Raw genomic sequence first — 14,426 nt, forward strand, 5'->3', positions numbered from 1 at the left:
AACAGAACAATGAAAATTAAAGTGTCGTTCGCGCTCGCAATGCAGCCGCAAGCGTGCCTTCATCAAGATAATCAAGCTCACCGCCAACAGGAACACCATGCGCAAGCCGTGTAACACGGACTTCAAAATTCGTTAGCTGATCGGTGATGTAATGCGCTGTCGTCTGGCCTTCGACTGTCGCATTCACTGCGAGAATCACTTCCTTGATGTCGCCCGTTGCAACGCGCTCGACTAGCCCTTTGATATTGAGATCATCCGGGCCGATGCCATCAAGCGGCGACAGGCGACCGCCCAGCACATGATAGCGCACATTCATGGTGCCGGCTCGTTCAAGTGCCCAAAGATCGGACACATCTTCCACGACGATCAGTGTCGCAGGATCACGACGCGCGTCAGTGCAGATGGTGCAGGGATCGGATGTATCAACATTGCCGCAACATGAGCAGATACGCACCTTTTCGGCTGCGTCCTGCATTGCACCGCCCAGCGGCACCAGAAGCGCCTCTTTTTTCTTGATGAGATGCAATGCCGCACGACGCGCAGAACGAGGCCCCAGTCCCGGTACGCGGGCCAGAAGCTGGATCAGTCGTTCGATTTCAGGGCCGGCGATACGTTTGGACATGCTGTTTAAAACGTTGGCTGCTTTATAAAGTTGGGAGGCAAAAAGAAGCAAAAACGGGGAGCAGGGTCGCTCCCCGTATCGTCTTAAAACGGTAGCTTGAAGCCCGGAGGAATCGGCAGACCAGCGGTGAGCGACTGGGTCTTTTCAGCCATTTCAGCTTCGAGCTTAGCCTTGGCGTCGTTGTGCGCTGCGATGATCAGGTCTTCGAGGATTTCAACCTCATCTTCCTTGGCAAGAGACGGATCGATCCGCAGAGCCGACAAGGTGCCCTTGCCCGAAAGCGTGACAGTAACCAGACCGCCACCCGAAGAAGCGGTTGCTTCAAGATTGGCAATCTCGTCCTGCATAGCCTTCATTTTGGCCTGCAGTTCCTTTGCCTGTTTCATCATGCCCATCATGTCACGCATGGGTTCACTCCATCATTTTTTGAACGCGCATCTTACTCCGAAAACCGCTTCGCACTTTTCGGGATGCGCTCTAAAATTCAGTCATCGTCAGCAGGCGCGCCGGGCACGTCTTCGACGATATCAAGGTCTATATCGTCATCACCGCCCTGTTCTGCAACGGCAATGCGGACATCTGTTATCTTTGCGCCCGGAAAAGCTGCAAGAATTGCAGCAACATCGGGATCGGCGCGCGCGTCGGTTACGAGATTATCGCGACGCTCGGTTTCCGCCTCTGCAACGGTCTGCCCGGAAACATCCCGCGCAACCGTAACCACCCAGCGGATGCCGGTCCAGCTCATAAGGCGCTGCGAAATATCGCTGACCAGCGATTTCGGCGCATCATCCGTCAGGCCAATTTCAAGCCGTCCGGGGGCGATCGAGGAAAGACGCACACAATTCTTGACGAGGATCTTAAACTGCATGTCGCGGAATTTATCCGCCAGCGCAACAATGTCATTGAGACTGTTGATCGGAACCGAAGGCTGAGGTGTGCTGTCAACAAACTGCTGCAGTACAGGCGGTTGAACCGGCTGCGGCGGTGTTTCCACCAGACGCATGGCTGTCGCGGGACCACCCGATGCAGGCATCATCGTTGATGCAGCAACCGCATCAACACTACCCCGCGCTTCCGGTTGCGAACCACCATTCGACCTGGCGCTATTTGATGTTTGCGGCCGCGCAACCGAAACAGAGCCGTTTTCGAGCCCACGCAGTGCTTCATCAAGCGTTGGCAGATCAGCGGCATGGGCCAGACGGATCAACAGCATTTCTGCGGCCTGCACAGGCCGCGTCGCCGTATCGACCTCGGCAATGCCCTTGAGCAACATCTGCCAGGTCCGTGAAAGCACGCGCACCGACAGTTTTTGCGCAAACTCGCGACCGCGAACGCGCTCATCTTCCGAGAGCGACACATCTTCCGCCACATCCGGCGTAAACCGCAGGCGTGTCACCAGATGATTGAAATCAGCAAGATCAGTCAGCACGACCGACGGGTCAGCTCCGACATCATATTGCGCACGGAATTCGGTCAAAGCGCCAGCAACATCGCCACGCATGATCATCTCGAAGAGATCAATGATACGCGCACGATCAGCAAGGCCGAGCATCGAGCGTACAGCTTCTGCTGAGACATGACCCGCGCCATGTGCGATGGCCTGATCGAAAATGGAGAGCGAATCGCGTGCCGACCCCTCACCCGCGCGCGCAATCATCGCAAGCGATGTGTCATCGACTTCAATTGCTTCTGCTTCCGCGATGCGGCGCAGATGTGCAGCCAGCGTACCCGATTCGATGCGGCGCAGATCAAAACGCTGACAGCGCGACAGAACGGTGATCGGAACTTTGCGGATTTCGGTGGTGGCGAAGATGAATTTCACATGCGGCGGTGGCTCTTCAAGCGTCTTCAACAGGCCATTGAAGGCCTGATTGGACAGCATGTGCACTTCGTCGATGATATAGACTTTGTAGCGTGCTGAAACAGGGCGATAGCGCACCTGCTCGATGATTTCGCGAATATCATCGATACCTGTATGCGAGGCCGCATCCATTTCGATGACATCGACATGGCGGCCTTCCATGATCGCCTGACAATGCTCACCCATTACGGAGAGATCAATCGTCGGCTGATCGACAGAATCAGTCTTGTAATTAAGCGCGCGCGCCAGAATACGCGCCGTTGTGGTTTTGCCCACACCGCGAACACCAGTCAGCATCCACGCCTGCGCAATGCGACCGGTCTCGAACGCATTTTTCAGCGTACGAACCATCGGCTCCTGGCCGATCAGATCATTGAAATTCTGGGGGCGATATTTGCGGGCGAGAACGCGATAAGCGCCAGTTTCGGATTTTGTGTCCATTGCGACCCTTCCGTTCCCTGTTCGCTTGTTCCGATCAACAAACTCTAAACAGTTTGGACCGCAGACGAAAGTGACTTCGACATCGGCTTATCAGCCATCAACAGCCATGATCGTCATGAAAGAAAGGTGGGAGGCTGGCACGATGACCCGTGCCGTGCTCGTTGGGGCTGCTTCCTTCCGGACCTGACCCGGTTGGCGAGTGGCTCGTCCACCACCAACCTCCCACGCTGCATATCGTCAATAAGTGCGCAAAAAGCAAGCGCCGAGACAAAAAAACTGATAAGAATTCTGATATGGAACAGTTTGAACTCGATAAACGGCTTTCGGCCGACACTTTTTCAGTCGTCTCGCTTGGTCTTTGCGAATTGCGACTTATGAATGACAGGCGCTGGACATGGCTTATCCTCGTTCCGCGCCGTGGCTCATTGAGCGAAATTCACGACATGACGCCGCTTGATCAAACCATGCTGACCTTTGAGACGGGTATTGTCGCACAGGCGCTAAAAAAGCTGACCAATTGCGATAAAATCAACAGCGGCGCGCTTGGCAATATCGTCCGCCAGCTGCACATCCATGTCATTGCGCGCAATGAAGGTGATGCAGGCTGGCCCGGGCCTGTGTGGGGCCACGGCACCCGCGAACCCTATAGCGATGCTGCCGCAAACAAGCTGATTGAAGAAATCCGCGAAGCACTCTGATTCCCTCCCAAACATTTTCCCGAGAACATCATGGCTTTTCGCCTTTACGACCTGCCGGAAACAGAACCGAGTCGTCTTGTCGGCTTTGCAGGCAACCGCATTGATCGCCTTTCCGAAAAGCGACAGGATGATTCCGCTTTTACAGCACTCGAATTGCCTGAAACTCGCGTAATGGTTCTTGGCGGCAACAAGCTGCTTCTCGATTACACGCAAGAAGACGCCCCCCGTGCCCTCCTCTCACTTGAGCAAGCACAGGCATTTTCGCCCGATCTCAACGAGCCGGTCCTGTTGGGTTTACAGGATGGGGCAGCGATAGTGACACTCATGGCACCGCTTGATCCCGATGCCCTTGCAGAGCCATTTCGGGCGCAGGACTATCGTAGTATCTACATGGAAGGGCTTGTGCCTGCAGATATTGTCGGCGCTTTGGCACAAGCCGCAGCACTGACCGCATGGCACAGCAATCATCGTTTCTGCGGGCGTTGCGGCACAAAAAGCGAAATGCGTGCCGGTGGTGGCAAGCGTGTCTGCCCGAATTGCGGTGCCGAGCATTTTCCGCGCACTGATCCCGTTGCTATCATGCTGCCTGTTCGCGGTGAAAAATGCATTCTCGCTCGCAGCCCACATTTTACCGTTGGGTCTTATTCGTGCATTGCTGGTTTCATCGAGCATGGTGAAACAATTGAGGCTGCCGTTCGCCGTGAAAGCTTTGAGGAAATGGGGCTTAAAATCGGCCGCGTTGCCTACCACGCGAGCCAGCCGTGGCCATTCCCTTATTCGCTGATGATCGGCTGCCATGCTGAAGTACTGTCTGACGATTTCACCATTGATCTCTCAGAACTGGAAGATGGTCGATGGTTCGACAAGAGGGAAGTGCGTGCCATGCTTGCAGACACCCATGAAAATGGGCTGCGCGTACCAGCATCCGGCGCTATCGCAACCCACCTGATCAGAGCTTGGGCAGATAGCTAGATCGTGCAAACCGATCCAGCTGCTTTTCTCTACGCATTATCTTATGTGAAACCGGCACGAAACCCGATCCCACTTTCGCGGGAAGTGCCTGTTACTCAGCCGCAAGCAACTGTGTCCCGCGGGTATCTGCCCCTTTATACACACCAAGAATGCGCACTTCCTTCGTGAAGAAGCGCAGTTCCTCCAGTGCGAGCTGGAGGTTCCGGTCTTCGGGATGACCTTCCACATCGGCGTAAAACTGTGTCGCGATGAAACGGCCGCCTATCTGATAGCTCTCCAGCTTGGTCATGTTAATGCCGTTGGTGGCGAAACCGCCGAGCGCCTTATAAAGTGCTGCTGGTACGTTGCGAACACGGAAGACAAAAGTGGTGACGATGCGCTCGCCATTTTCCGGGCGAGGTTCCCACTGCTTGTTCTTTGACAGAACAACAAAGCGGGTTACATTGTCCTCTGAATCTTCAACATTCTCTTCCAGAATATCAAGGCCATAAAGCTCTGCTGCGAGGCTTGGTGCAAGCGCTGCCATCGAACGATCCTGCAAATCTGCAACAAGACGTGCGGCGCCTGCGGTATCACCTGCGATCACCGGCTTCCAGCCATTGCTGCGAATGACATTGCGGCACTGACCAAGCGCATGAATATGACTGTGAACTGTCTTGATTTCGTCGCGCTTGACGCCCGGAAGCACCATGAGCTGAAAGTGGATCGGCAGGAAATATTCGCCAACAATATGCATGTCAGCAAGCGGCAGCAGATAGTGAATATCTGCAACGCGGCCTGCGAGCGTATTTTCGATCGGGATCATCGCGAGATCCGCAGCACCGCTTTCGACCGCATTGAAGGCATCTTCAAAAGTTGGACACGGCAAAGGCTCCATCTCGGGAAACATGTTGCGGCAAGCCGTATCGGAATTGGCGCCTGCTTCACCCTGAAAGGAAATCCGGTTGGTCTTCATCGTGTTCGTACTTTCTCAAATGCTCCACAACAATCAGAGCGTGTTTATCACAATCCCTTTGCGATAATTTCCCGTGCCCGGTCAAGATCAGCCTGCGTATCAACGCCAAGCGGCACCGTCTTAACGATCTCGACTTCAATGCGCATACCATCTTCAAGCGCGCGCAACTGCTCGAGCTTTTCACGTTTTTCGAGGGGCGACGGACCGATCTTCACAAAGCGTTCCAGTGCCGCACGGCGATAAGCGTAAAGGCCGATGTGATGATAAAGCGGACCATCCCCATAAGGGGCCGTAGCGCGTGTGAAATAAAGCGCACGCAGGCGTTCGCCATCTTTCATTGGCGAACCCACGATCTTGACCACATTGGGATTGATCTTTTCCTCATCAACCGTAATTTCGACGCCAAGCGTTGCGATATCGGCAGGTCCATCGACGAGTGGCAATAATGCACGACGGATTGTTTCAGGGTCGATTGTCGGCAGATCACCCTGAACATTGACAATCGCCTCCATCTCACCATTTGGATCGACTTTCTGCAACGCCTCATAAATACGGTCTGAACCCGACTCATGATCGCTGCGCGTCATAATGACCTCATGCCCATGCGCCTGAACCACAGCAAAAATCTCTTCGCTGTCGGTTGCAACAACAGTGCGACCAAGCTTGGCAGCCACTGCGCGGTCGGCCACATGAACGATCATCGGCTTACCGCAAATATCGGCAAGAGGCTTGTTCGGCAGGCGTGTAGAGGCCATTCGCGCCGGAATAAGTGTCAGTGTTTTCAAAGTCTGAAGCATGATCGCCTCTTTATGTTAAATGTGGCCTTACAAGGTCTTAATGCGCCTTCTCTCGACATTTATCTACCCATCCAATGCAGCAAAAGTGTCAAAAAGTCACGGGGCCAGCCCCCCTTATAAGTGTTGCATCCCCCCCTTAAACCACCTAGTTTTCGCCCGATGCCGGGGAGAGACTTGCCAGACTTACACATAGGTTTTGCATGCCGGCCTTTGGAGGCGTTGAGTAGAGGGAGCGCTGACCGGCGATGAATTCAACCCGGACTAACAAGTTTATCATGGCTTTTCTGGCCACAGTTTTTGTTGTCATGACAACGGGCATTCTGTCCGATACACTGTTTCATGCACCCGCACCTGAAAAACCAGGTTTCATTATCGAAGCGGCTGAAGGTTCGGCTGGCGGTGGTGCAGCAGCACCAGCAAAAGAAGAAGTGTCGATTGCAGTTCTTATGCAATCCGCTGATCCTGCGCGTGGCGAAACCGTTTTCAAGCGTTGTGCGGCGTGTCACACCTCAGAAAAAGGCGGTGCCAACAAGGTTGGACCACATCTATGGGATGTTTTGGATCGCCCTGCTGCCTCCGTTGAAGGTTTCGGCTATTCGGCTGCGATGAAAGAATTTGGTGCTGCTGGCAACAAGTGGGATTATGAACATCTCAACAAGTTCCTCACCTCGCCAAAAGGCTTCATCAAAGGCACGGCCATGGGCTTTGCTGGTGACAAGAAAGACAATGAGCGCGCTGATCTGATTGCATTCCTGCGCACACTTTCCGACAATCCGGCTCCGCTTCCAACAGCTGAAGCAGCCCCTGCCGAAGGCAGCGAAGCAAAGCCGGAAGGCGAAACAGCTCCTGCTGGTGAAACTGAAAAGCCAGTTGAACAGGCTCCAGCGGGTGGCAGTGAAACACCAGCCCCGACACAGCCTGCACCAGCAAACTAAGCTGACTACAATGTCGAAAAAGCCGGGTTACAACCCGGCTTTTTTAGTTGAATGAAAAACGACTTTATCAAATTGAATTTGTATCAATCATTTTTTTGCATCGAATATTTTGAATCCATTGGCGTCTTCAAGAACGGTCACATTCTTGAACAAGCTTCTTAATGTCGCTTCATAAGGCAACTGACGGTTTGCGACCATCAGCAGACGCCCACCAATCTTGAGACGGGAAGCGGCGGCAGCGATAAACGTCTGCCCAAGTGATACGTCAGTCACCCGTCCTTCATGAAATGGCGGGTTCATAATGACCGTATCATATATGCCTGCCATTTTTTCACTGGTAACATCAAACCAGTTGAATGAAACCGGCACCGAAGTGCCCAAGCGCTCCAAATTGCCGCGCGCGGCCTCGAGGGCCTCGTAATCAGCCTCAAAAAGATCAATACTCTTGATGCGCTCTGCATATTTGAGACTTTGTGCAGCAAGATATCCCCAGCCAGCACCAAGATCGGCAACACTACCAAAAACAATCTTTTGCATATGCGGAACCAGCATCGCTGATCCCTTATCGATCGCGCCATGCGAGAACATGCCGGGCTCAGTGCGGAACACATCATCAATGTCAGTCGCAAGCGGCTTTAATGCATTGATGAAATCGTCGCTGAGATCAGCAGGGCGCTGTAGCCAAAAGGCCACCGCATGATTCTTGGAGATACGATCGCTGATTTCAGCGATATTGCCGACCCATTTACGGAAACTATCGACACCTAGCTTCTTGTCGCCACAGACAACGATCCAGCTACCCGGCTCGACACGCGCCAAAAGCTCTGCAAACCATGCCTCGTTGCGACCGCGATGTTTTCCCAGCAGCAGCAGCCCGCCGGAGAAACGCTTTTCCTCTCCCCGTCCTTCCCCCAAGGCAGGTCCCAAGTGGGAAATTGCTTTAAAGCCATCCTTGTTAAGTGCCAGCCAGTGAGGACGCCAAGGCTGAAGGAAAGTCAGCGCCTGCTTCCATTCATCTTCCAGAAGGCGGTCAGAAGACAGTCCGCAAGCGAGAAAAGTCTGCCCCTCTTCAGGCATATCCAGAATGCCCTGATAGAAAGGAAGAAAGAGTGTTTGTTGTGCTGGTGTCATCATGGCGCATCCATGGTCTTGAATTGATTCACGTGCAACAAAAAAAAGCGCGCTACGAGAGCGCGCTTTCGATTATTTTCTAAAAGCTGAACCTTGTTGTTCGCATGACGTTATCCAAAAAGTCTGCAACTTTTTGGCATCAAGCGTTATTCAACGTCGGCTTCTGCCTTCTTCTCAGCAACAACTTCCTTGCCGGTTTCCTGATCGACAACCTTCATCGACAAGCGAACCTTGCCACGTTCGTCAAAGCCCATCAGCTTGACCCAGACCTTCTGGCCTTCCTTAACCACATCAGTGGTCTTGGCAACGCGGTCAGCAGCCAACTGCGAGATGTGAACCAAACCGTCGCGCGGACCGAAGAAGTTTACGAATGCGCCGAAGTCAGCGGTCTTAACGACCGTACCTTCGTAGATTTCACCAACTTCAGGTTCAGCAACAATCGAGTGAATCCACTTTTTAGCAGCTTCGATTTCCTTGCCGTTCGACGAAGCGATCTTGACCGTACCATCGTCTTCGATGTTGATCTTAGCTCCCGTCTTTTCGACGATTTCACGGATAACCTTGCCACCCGAACCGATAACATCACGGATCTTGTCGGTTGGAATATTCATGACTTCAATGCGTGGTGCAAACTCACCGAGTTCTGCGCGTGAAGTCGAAAGCGCCTTGCTCATTTCGCCCAGAATGTGAACACGACCGCCCTTGGCCTGTTCCAGAGCAACCTTCATGATCTCTTCGGTGATGCCGTCGATCTTGATGTCCATCTGAAGGGCGGTGATCCCGCTTTCAGTACCGGCTACCTTGAAATCCATATCGCCAAGATGATCTTCATCACCCAGAATGTCGGAAAGAACAGCGAAACGTTCACCTTCCTTGATCAGACCCATAGCAATACCAGCCACTGGACGGATGATCGGAACACCTGCATCCATCAGAGCCAGCGAGGTACCGCAAACGGTTGCCATTGATGACGAACCATTGGATTCGGTGATCTCGGAAACGGCACGGATCGTGTAAGGGAATTGTTCAGCAGCAGGCAGCATTGGATGGATAGCGCGCCATGCGAGCTTGCCATGGCCAACTTCACGACGGCCCGGAGAACCCATACGGCCGGTTTCACCAACCGAGTATGGTGGGAAGTTGTAGTGCAGCATGAAGGATTCTTTGTACGTACCGGTCAGAGAATCGATCATCTGTTCGTCTTCGCCAGTACCAAGCGTAGCAACAACCATTGCCTGCGTTTCACCGCGCGTGAACAGCGCCGAACCGTGAGTGCGTGGCAGAAGGCCAACTTCCGAAACGATCGCACGAACAGTTTTCAGATCGCGGCCATCAATACGGCTACCTGTGTCAAGAATGTTCCAGCGAACGATCTTTGCCTGCAGGTTCTTGAATACGGTTGCGAATTTTTCAGCCGAATATTCAGGCTCTTCCACACCTTCGGGGAAGAAATGTGCCTTAGCCTTTGCCTTTGCAGCGTCAACAGCTGCATAACGTGCCTGCTTTTCGGTGATCTTGTAAGCGTCACGCAGGTCATTTTCGACGACTGCGAGCATTTTTGCTTCGAGTTCCGACAGGTCTTCCGGGTGGAAATCACGTGGTTCCTTCGCGGCAACTTCAGCGAGCTTGATAATCGCATCGATGACTGGCTGGAAAGCCTTCTGACCAAAAACAACGGCGCCGAGCATGACTTCTTCGGAAAGCTCCTGCGCTTCCGATTCAACCATCAAGACAGCGTCAGCAGTACCGGCAACCACCAGATCGAGCTTCGATTCCGGCATTTCGTCGATATTCGGATTCAGAACATATTCACCGTTGATGTAACCAACGCGAGCGCCACCGATCGGGCCCATGAATGGAACGCCGGAAATGGTCAGTGCCGCCGATGCCGCAACCATGGACAGAATGTCCGGGTCGTTTTCAAGATCGTGCTGAACAACGGTCAGAACAACCTGCGTGTCGTTTTTATAGCCATCAACGAAAAGCGGACGGATTGGACGGTCGATCAGGCGCGAAACTAGCGTTTCGTTTTCGCTTGGACGGCCTTCACGCTTGAAGAAGCCACCTGGAATCTTACCAGCAGCGTAGGTCTTTTCCTGATAGTTGACAGTCAGCGGGAAGAAATCCTGCCCCGGCTTTGGTTCCTTGGCAGAAACAACAGTCGCCAGAACAACGGTTTCACCATAGGTTGCAAGAACTGCACCGTCAGCCTGACGAGCGATCTTGCCGGTTTCGAGTGTAAGCGGACGGCCGCCCCATTCGATTTCAACTTTGTGTGTGTTGAACATATCTAGTCCTTATGTGGAGACGCCGCGCAAAAGCGCTGGAACATCATCCGGGTTGGCGGACACGCCACGGGCAAGACAACGGGAAGTTCGTTACGTGTCGCAACATTCATTCGAGAATGTTCGCTGGCACGAACTGCCTGCAATCCTGCCCCATGACTGGTCCAGGTCATGAGCCTTACGGCTCTTAGAGCGGTTCCGTTTAAGATTGAAATCTTGGAGCCGCATCTTACTATTTATCTTACGCATTATCCGACGCAAAATCGCTTCGCACTTTTGCCGGAAATGCTTTAATCGGCATGACGGAATGCACCCGGTGCGCCGTCTCATGCCAATGGGCATTTGCCCGATACAATCGCATCCTCTTTTGGAAAGCGTCTATGCGCATCTCCTTAGGATACCCAAATTAAAAGGGCGACGTTTTGAGACGTCGCCCGATTTTACCATTAACGGCGCAGACCCAGACGGGAAACCAGCGCCTGATAACGTGCCTGGTCGATGCCCTTGACATAGTCAAGAAGACGACGACGCTGCGAAACCAGCTTCAGAAGGCCGCGACGCGAATGATTATCATTCTTGTGGCCCTTGAAATGATCCGTAAGGTTAGCAATACGCTCGGAAAGAACGGCAACCTGTACTTCAGGAGAACCGGTATCGCCTTCCTTGGTGGCGTATTCCTTGATGAGAGCTTGCTTACGCTCAGCAGTAATCGACATCGTACACCCTTTCTTGATGAGAGGAAAAGAGACGCCCGAGCCGGGATGTCGTCCAGCGTAGGCCATTAAAACAAAAGGCAGAACCAATTGTTGCGGCAGCCTATAAAGCAAATCCGCACAAATTGAAAGACCTATCGCTGCAACAGCTACAACCGTCAAGCTGCATTCCATGGCATCCGAGAGAGTAGCAAGGCCATCCCGCACCAGCTCGTAACGCCTGCGAATACCAACATGCAGCCGATAATACCCGCAACACCGAAACCAACAGACCAGCCTGCAAAGCCAGCGGCGACTGAAATCGCTATAAGAATTCCAACTGCAATCTGTACCTGTCGGAAGAGCGATATCTTTGCCGTCTGACCGTTTGCGACCACTGGCAAACCAGCCTCTTTCCAATCATTGATACCACCCTCAAGATTGTAAATCGCGCGTCCAGCTTCTGCTTGTTCAAGCAAATGACAAGCTGCTTCACCACGACGGCCGCTCAAGCACTGGAATATCACCTTGCGTTGAGGAGAAAGGTTCAGCGAGCCGAAGCTTTCTTTCAGAGAAGCCAGAGGCATCGAGGCGGCACATGCGATGTGCTCGGCGCGAAACTCGTCAGGCTCGCGAACATCGATAAGTATCGCCTCGCCATTGGAGAGCATTTGTGCTGCATCGGATGGTTTAATCATATTCATGATATTGGGTCCTTTGCACAAAAATGGGCATACAGTACATCCATGACCTCAATGACGGCCGGATGTTCGATCTTGTAAAACAGCAACCGATGTTCTCGCCGGTAGCTGAGAATGCCCTCATCCTTCAGCTTGTTAAGATGCTGTGACATCGACGTCTGTGCGATACCCGTCGCATTGATGAGGTCGGTCACGCTTTTTTCGCCATTCACCAACTCACAAAGAATGAGAAGCCGATGAGGATTCGCCAGCCCTTTGAGAAAATTCGCCACTATATCTGCCCGAGCTGGCATTTCCTGATTGATCGACACAGCTACCTCTTTACGATTTATATTTTTATGATATTAAAAAAATATAAATTGATATGCAAGTCAAAAGGACTGAACCGTGACCAAAAACTATCGGGACATCACCAAAGACATATCGCAATATACCGGGGAGCTGCGCAAAATGGTGCCCGAAACCATGCAAGCGTTCCATGCGTTAGCTAAAAGTGCAGGCGCTTCCGGTGAACTGGATCAGAAAACGAAAGAGTTGATTGCGCTAGCAATCGGCGTGACGCAGCGTTGCGATGGTTGCATCGGCTTTCACGCAAAAGCGCTTCACAATCTCGGCGCTACTCGGCAGGAAGTGGCCGAGGTTATGGCCATGTGCGTCTATATGGGCGGCGGTCCAGCACTGATGTATGCGGCTGACGCAATTCGCGCCTTTGATCAGTTTCAAGCCGGCTAAAAACAGAGCGCGCCGTGAGCCCATCTGAGCCACGGCGCGCTGAAAGTCTGTAAAAATCAGCAGTCGGCTATGCTGCAGTAAACACCCGCTTAGGCTTGAACTGACCATGTTCGATATAGCCAATTGCAAGCAACTTGCCATGCGATGTTACGCAAGCCTCGTCCGCTTCCAAAGGCGCATCACGACCGCGGATGATGACAGGATTACCAAGTCGCACCCGCTGCGCCTGATCATCGGACAAGGCAACCTGCGGCAAACAATCAAGCGCGGCACCGGTATCTATCACAAGTGCGTCGATTGCCGAGAAATCTCGGCGCGGTGCTGGCTGCTCGATGGCTTCAGCCTCTTCCGTGCCTTCTTCCTTTTTCGGTGGCAGCGGCGGCCATGCTTCTTCAAGCTCTGCCAAGGTCACCATATCTTCATCGGTAAAAGGAGCAACCTCAATACGGCGTAGATCGGAAATATGGCCAAAGCAGCCAAGATCACGTCCCATATCGCGAGCCAGCGAACGTACATAGGTTCCCTTAGAACATTCAACTTCGAACTCGGTGCGGTTTTCGTCCGGGAACTCAACAATTTCGAGACGATCGATTTCGACTTCTCGAGCCGGGATTTCTACCGTTTCGCCTTCGCGTGCCAAATCATAGGCGCGTTCACCTGCAATCTTGATGGCCGAGAACTGCGGCGGGATCTGCGAAATGACTCCGGTATAATTCGGTAGCAGGGCTTCGACATCCGCACGTGATGGGCGGTTATCGGAATTCCTGGTGGCAACACCTTCCAGATCGTCGGTTGAACGTTCTTCACCCCAAGTGACCGTGAAACGATAAACCTTCGTTCCATCCATGACATATGGCACAGTCTTGGTGGCTTCGCCCAGAGCAATTGGCAACATGCCAGAAGCAAGCGGATCGAGTGTCCCGGCATGCCCGGCCTTTTCGGCGTTAAACAGCCACTTGATCTTCGAGACCGCCTCGGTCGATCCCATGCCCTTCGGCTTGTCAAAAATGACCCAGCCGGAAACCGGACGACCTTTTTTCTTGCCTCGTCTTGCCATGCTTTATGCGTCTCCGTTGCGCGAGGTTACATCCTCACCGTCTTCGTCAGTGTCATGTCCAAGATCGCGCGCCACTTCAGGCGAACGCAAAAGCGCGTCAATCTTGGAAAAATTATCAAAGCTCGTATCAGGCCGGAAACGAAATTCCGGCATGTATTTCATCTGGCTAAGACTTGGCGCCATGCGACCACGAATGAATTTCGCGTTTGCAGCCAGTGCCTTAATGACAGCCTGCACATCCGTGCTGCCAAGTGGCGTGATGAAACAGGTCGCGATCTTGAGATCAGGCGACATGCGAACTTCCGAAACGGAAATGACTGTGCGCTCGATCAGGTCATCACGGATTTCACCGCGCTGAAGTACCTGCGCCAATGCGTGACGTACCTGCTCGCCCACGCGAAGCTGGCGTTGGGAAAGACCGCCAGAGCCTTTCGGATCGGGGGAACGTGCCATTATCTCTTCCTCGATAAACAGCCATCGACCAGCGCAATCCCCCAAGGGCTCGCTGATAAAACGACTAAAAATTGATTAGCTCAATCTACCACAA

General features: G+C 53.0%; 16 protein-coding genes and 1 other RNA gene. 4 read left to right on the forward strand and 13 right to left on the reverse strand.

Annotation, left to right across the window (positions count from 1 at the left end; genetic code table 11):
- Window positions 1–16: 16 nt before the first annotated feature.
- The 4 genes from recR to ffs all read right to left on the reverse strand — a co-directional run bounded on the left by recR (window position 17) and on the right by ffs (window position 3,147).
- Window positions 17–622, reverse strand: coding sequence for a recombination mediator RecR (gene recR, locus H5024_RS01050; RefSeq protein ID WP_187543626.1), 606 nt, complete (start codon window positions 620–622; stop codon window positions 17–19).
- An 83-nt stretch (window positions 623–705) separates the two neighbouring features.
- On the reverse strand, window positions 706–1,029 hold the full coding sequence (locus H5024_RS01055; protein ID WP_007872953.1) for a YbaB/EbfC family nucleoid-associated protein: 324 nt from the start codon (window positions 1,027–1,029) through the stop codon (window positions 706–708).
- Window positions 1,030–1,106: 77 nt separating this feature from the next.
- Window positions 1,107–2,924 (reverse strand): DNA polymerase III subunit gamma/tau, encoded by a 1,818-nt coding sequence (locus H5024_RS01060; protein ID WP_187543627.1) that lies wholly within the window; start codon window positions 2,922–2,924, stop codon window positions 1,107–1,109.
- A gap of 126 nt (window positions 2,925–3,050) precedes the next feature.
- Window positions 3,051–3,147, reverse strand: an RNA gene (gene ffs / locus H5024_RS01065) — signal recognition particle sRNA small type.
- A gap of 70 nt (window positions 3,148–3,217) precedes the next feature.
- On the opposite strand from ffs, the gene H5024_RS01070 reads away from it, so the two are divergent.
- Window positions 3,218–3,622: an HIT family protein gene (locus tag H5024_RS01070; RefSeq protein WP_187543628.1), complete on the forward strand. Its 405-nt coding sequence runs from the start codon at window positions 3,218–3,220 to the stop codon at window positions 3,620–3,622.
- Between the two features lie 30 nt (window positions 3,623–3,652).
- The gene (nudC, locus tag H5024_RS01075) at window positions 3,653–4,594 is read left to right on the forward strand and encodes an NAD(+) diphosphatase (RefSeq protein WP_187543629.1); all 942 of its coding nucleotides are present in this window, start codon (window positions 3,653–3,655) and stop codon (window positions 4,592–4,594) included.
- A gap of 91 nt (window positions 4,595–4,685) precedes the next feature.
- On the opposite strand, the gene H5024_RS01080 is transcribed toward nudC, so the two are convergent.
- Complete coding sequence (locus H5024_RS01080; protein ID WP_187543630.1) at window positions 4,686–5,549, reverse strand: prephenate dehydratase; 864 nt, start codon at window positions 5,547–5,549, stop codon at window positions 4,686–4,688.
- A gap of 47 nt (window positions 5,550–5,596) precedes the next feature.
- Window positions 5,597–6,346, reverse strand: coding sequence for a 3-deoxy-manno-octulosonate cytidylyltransferase (locus tag H5024_RS01085; protein ID WP_187543631.1), 750 nt, complete (start codon window positions 6,344–6,346; stop codon window positions 5,597–5,599).
- A 245-nt stretch (window positions 6,347–6,591) separates the two neighbouring features.
- On the opposite strand from H5024_RS01085, the gene H5024_RS01090 reads away from it, so the two are divergent.
- Window positions 6,592–7,281: a cytochrome c family protein gene (locus tag H5024_RS01090; RefSeq protein WP_187543632.1), complete on the forward strand. Its 690-nt coding sequence runs from the start codon at window positions 6,592–6,594 to the stop codon at window positions 7,279–7,281.
- 87 nt (window positions 7,282–7,368) lie between these two features.
- Here H5024_RS01090 and H5024_RS01095 read toward each other — a convergent pair whose 3' ends face one another.
- The 5 genes from H5024_RS01095 to H5024_RS01115 all read right to left on the reverse strand — a co-directional run bounded on the left by H5024_RS01095 (window position 7,369) and on the right by H5024_RS01115 (window position 12,401).
- A complete protein-coding gene (locus H5024_RS01095; protein WP_187543633.1) occupies window positions 7,369–8,415 on the reverse strand; it encodes a class I SAM-dependent methyltransferase in 1,047 nt (348 codons plus the stop codon).
- A 143-nt stretch (window positions 8,416–8,558) separates the two neighbouring features.
- Window positions 8,559–10,700: a polyribonucleotide nucleotidyltransferase gene (gene pnp / locus H5024_RS01100; protein WP_187543634.1), complete on the reverse strand. Its 2,142-nt coding sequence runs from the start codon at window positions 10,698–10,700 to the stop codon at window positions 8,559–8,561.
- Between the two features lie 443 nt (window positions 10,701–11,143).
- Window positions 11,144–11,413 (reverse strand): 30S ribosomal protein S15, encoded by a 270-nt coding sequence (gene rpsO, locus H5024_RS01105; RefSeq protein ID WP_187546493.1) that lies wholly within the window; start codon window positions 11,411–11,413, stop codon window positions 11,144–11,146.
- Between the two features lie 155 nt (window positions 11,414–11,568).
- Window positions 11,569–12,093 carry a rhodanese family protein gene (locus H5024_RS01110; RefSeq protein ID WP_187543635.1) on the reverse strand — a complete coding sequence of 175 codons (525 nt, stop codon included), beginning with the start codon at window positions 12,091–12,093 and terminating at the stop codon, window positions 11,569–11,571.
- Window positions 12,090–12,401 (reverse strand): metalloregulator ArsR/SmtB family transcription factor, encoded by a 312-nt coding sequence (locus tag H5024_RS01115; protein ID WP_348770673.1) that lies wholly within the window; start codon window positions 12,399–12,401, stop codon window positions 12,090–12,092. Before H5024_RS01115 ends, H5024_RS01110 begins: the two co-directional genes overlap by 4 nt.
- A gap of 76 nt (window positions 12,402–12,477) precedes the next feature.
- On the opposite strand from H5024_RS01115, the gene H5024_RS01120 reads away from it, so the two are divergent.
- A complete protein-coding gene (locus H5024_RS01120; RefSeq protein WP_187543636.1) occupies window positions 12,478–12,822 on the forward strand; it encodes a carboxymuconolactone decarboxylase family protein in 345 nt (114 codons plus the stop codon).
- Window positions 12,823–12,889: 67 nt separating this feature from the next.
- Here the strand turns inward: H5024_RS01120 and truB are convergent, their stop codons facing one another.
- Together truB and rbfA are read right to left on the reverse strand one after the other, a co-directional pair.
- On the reverse strand, window positions 12,890–13,879 hold the full coding sequence (gene truB / locus H5024_RS01125; RefSeq protein ID WP_187543637.1) for a tRNA pseudouridine(55) synthase TruB: 990 nt from the start codon (window positions 13,877–13,879) through the stop codon (window positions 12,890–12,892).
- Window positions 13,880–13,882: 3 nt separating this feature from the next.
- Complete coding sequence (gene rbfA / locus H5024_RS01130) at window positions 13,883–14,332, reverse strand: 30S ribosome-binding factor RbfA (protein WP_187543638.1); 450 nt, start codon at window positions 14,330–14,332, stop codon at window positions 13,883–13,885.
- Between the last annotated feature and the right edge of the window lie 94 nt (window positions 14,333–14,426).

The organism is Ochrobactrum sp. Marseille-Q0166, from assembly GCF_014397025.1.
In the GTDB taxonomy this organism is placed as follows: Bacteria; Pseudomonadota; Alphaproteobacteria; order Rhizobiales; family Rhizobiaceae; genus Brucella.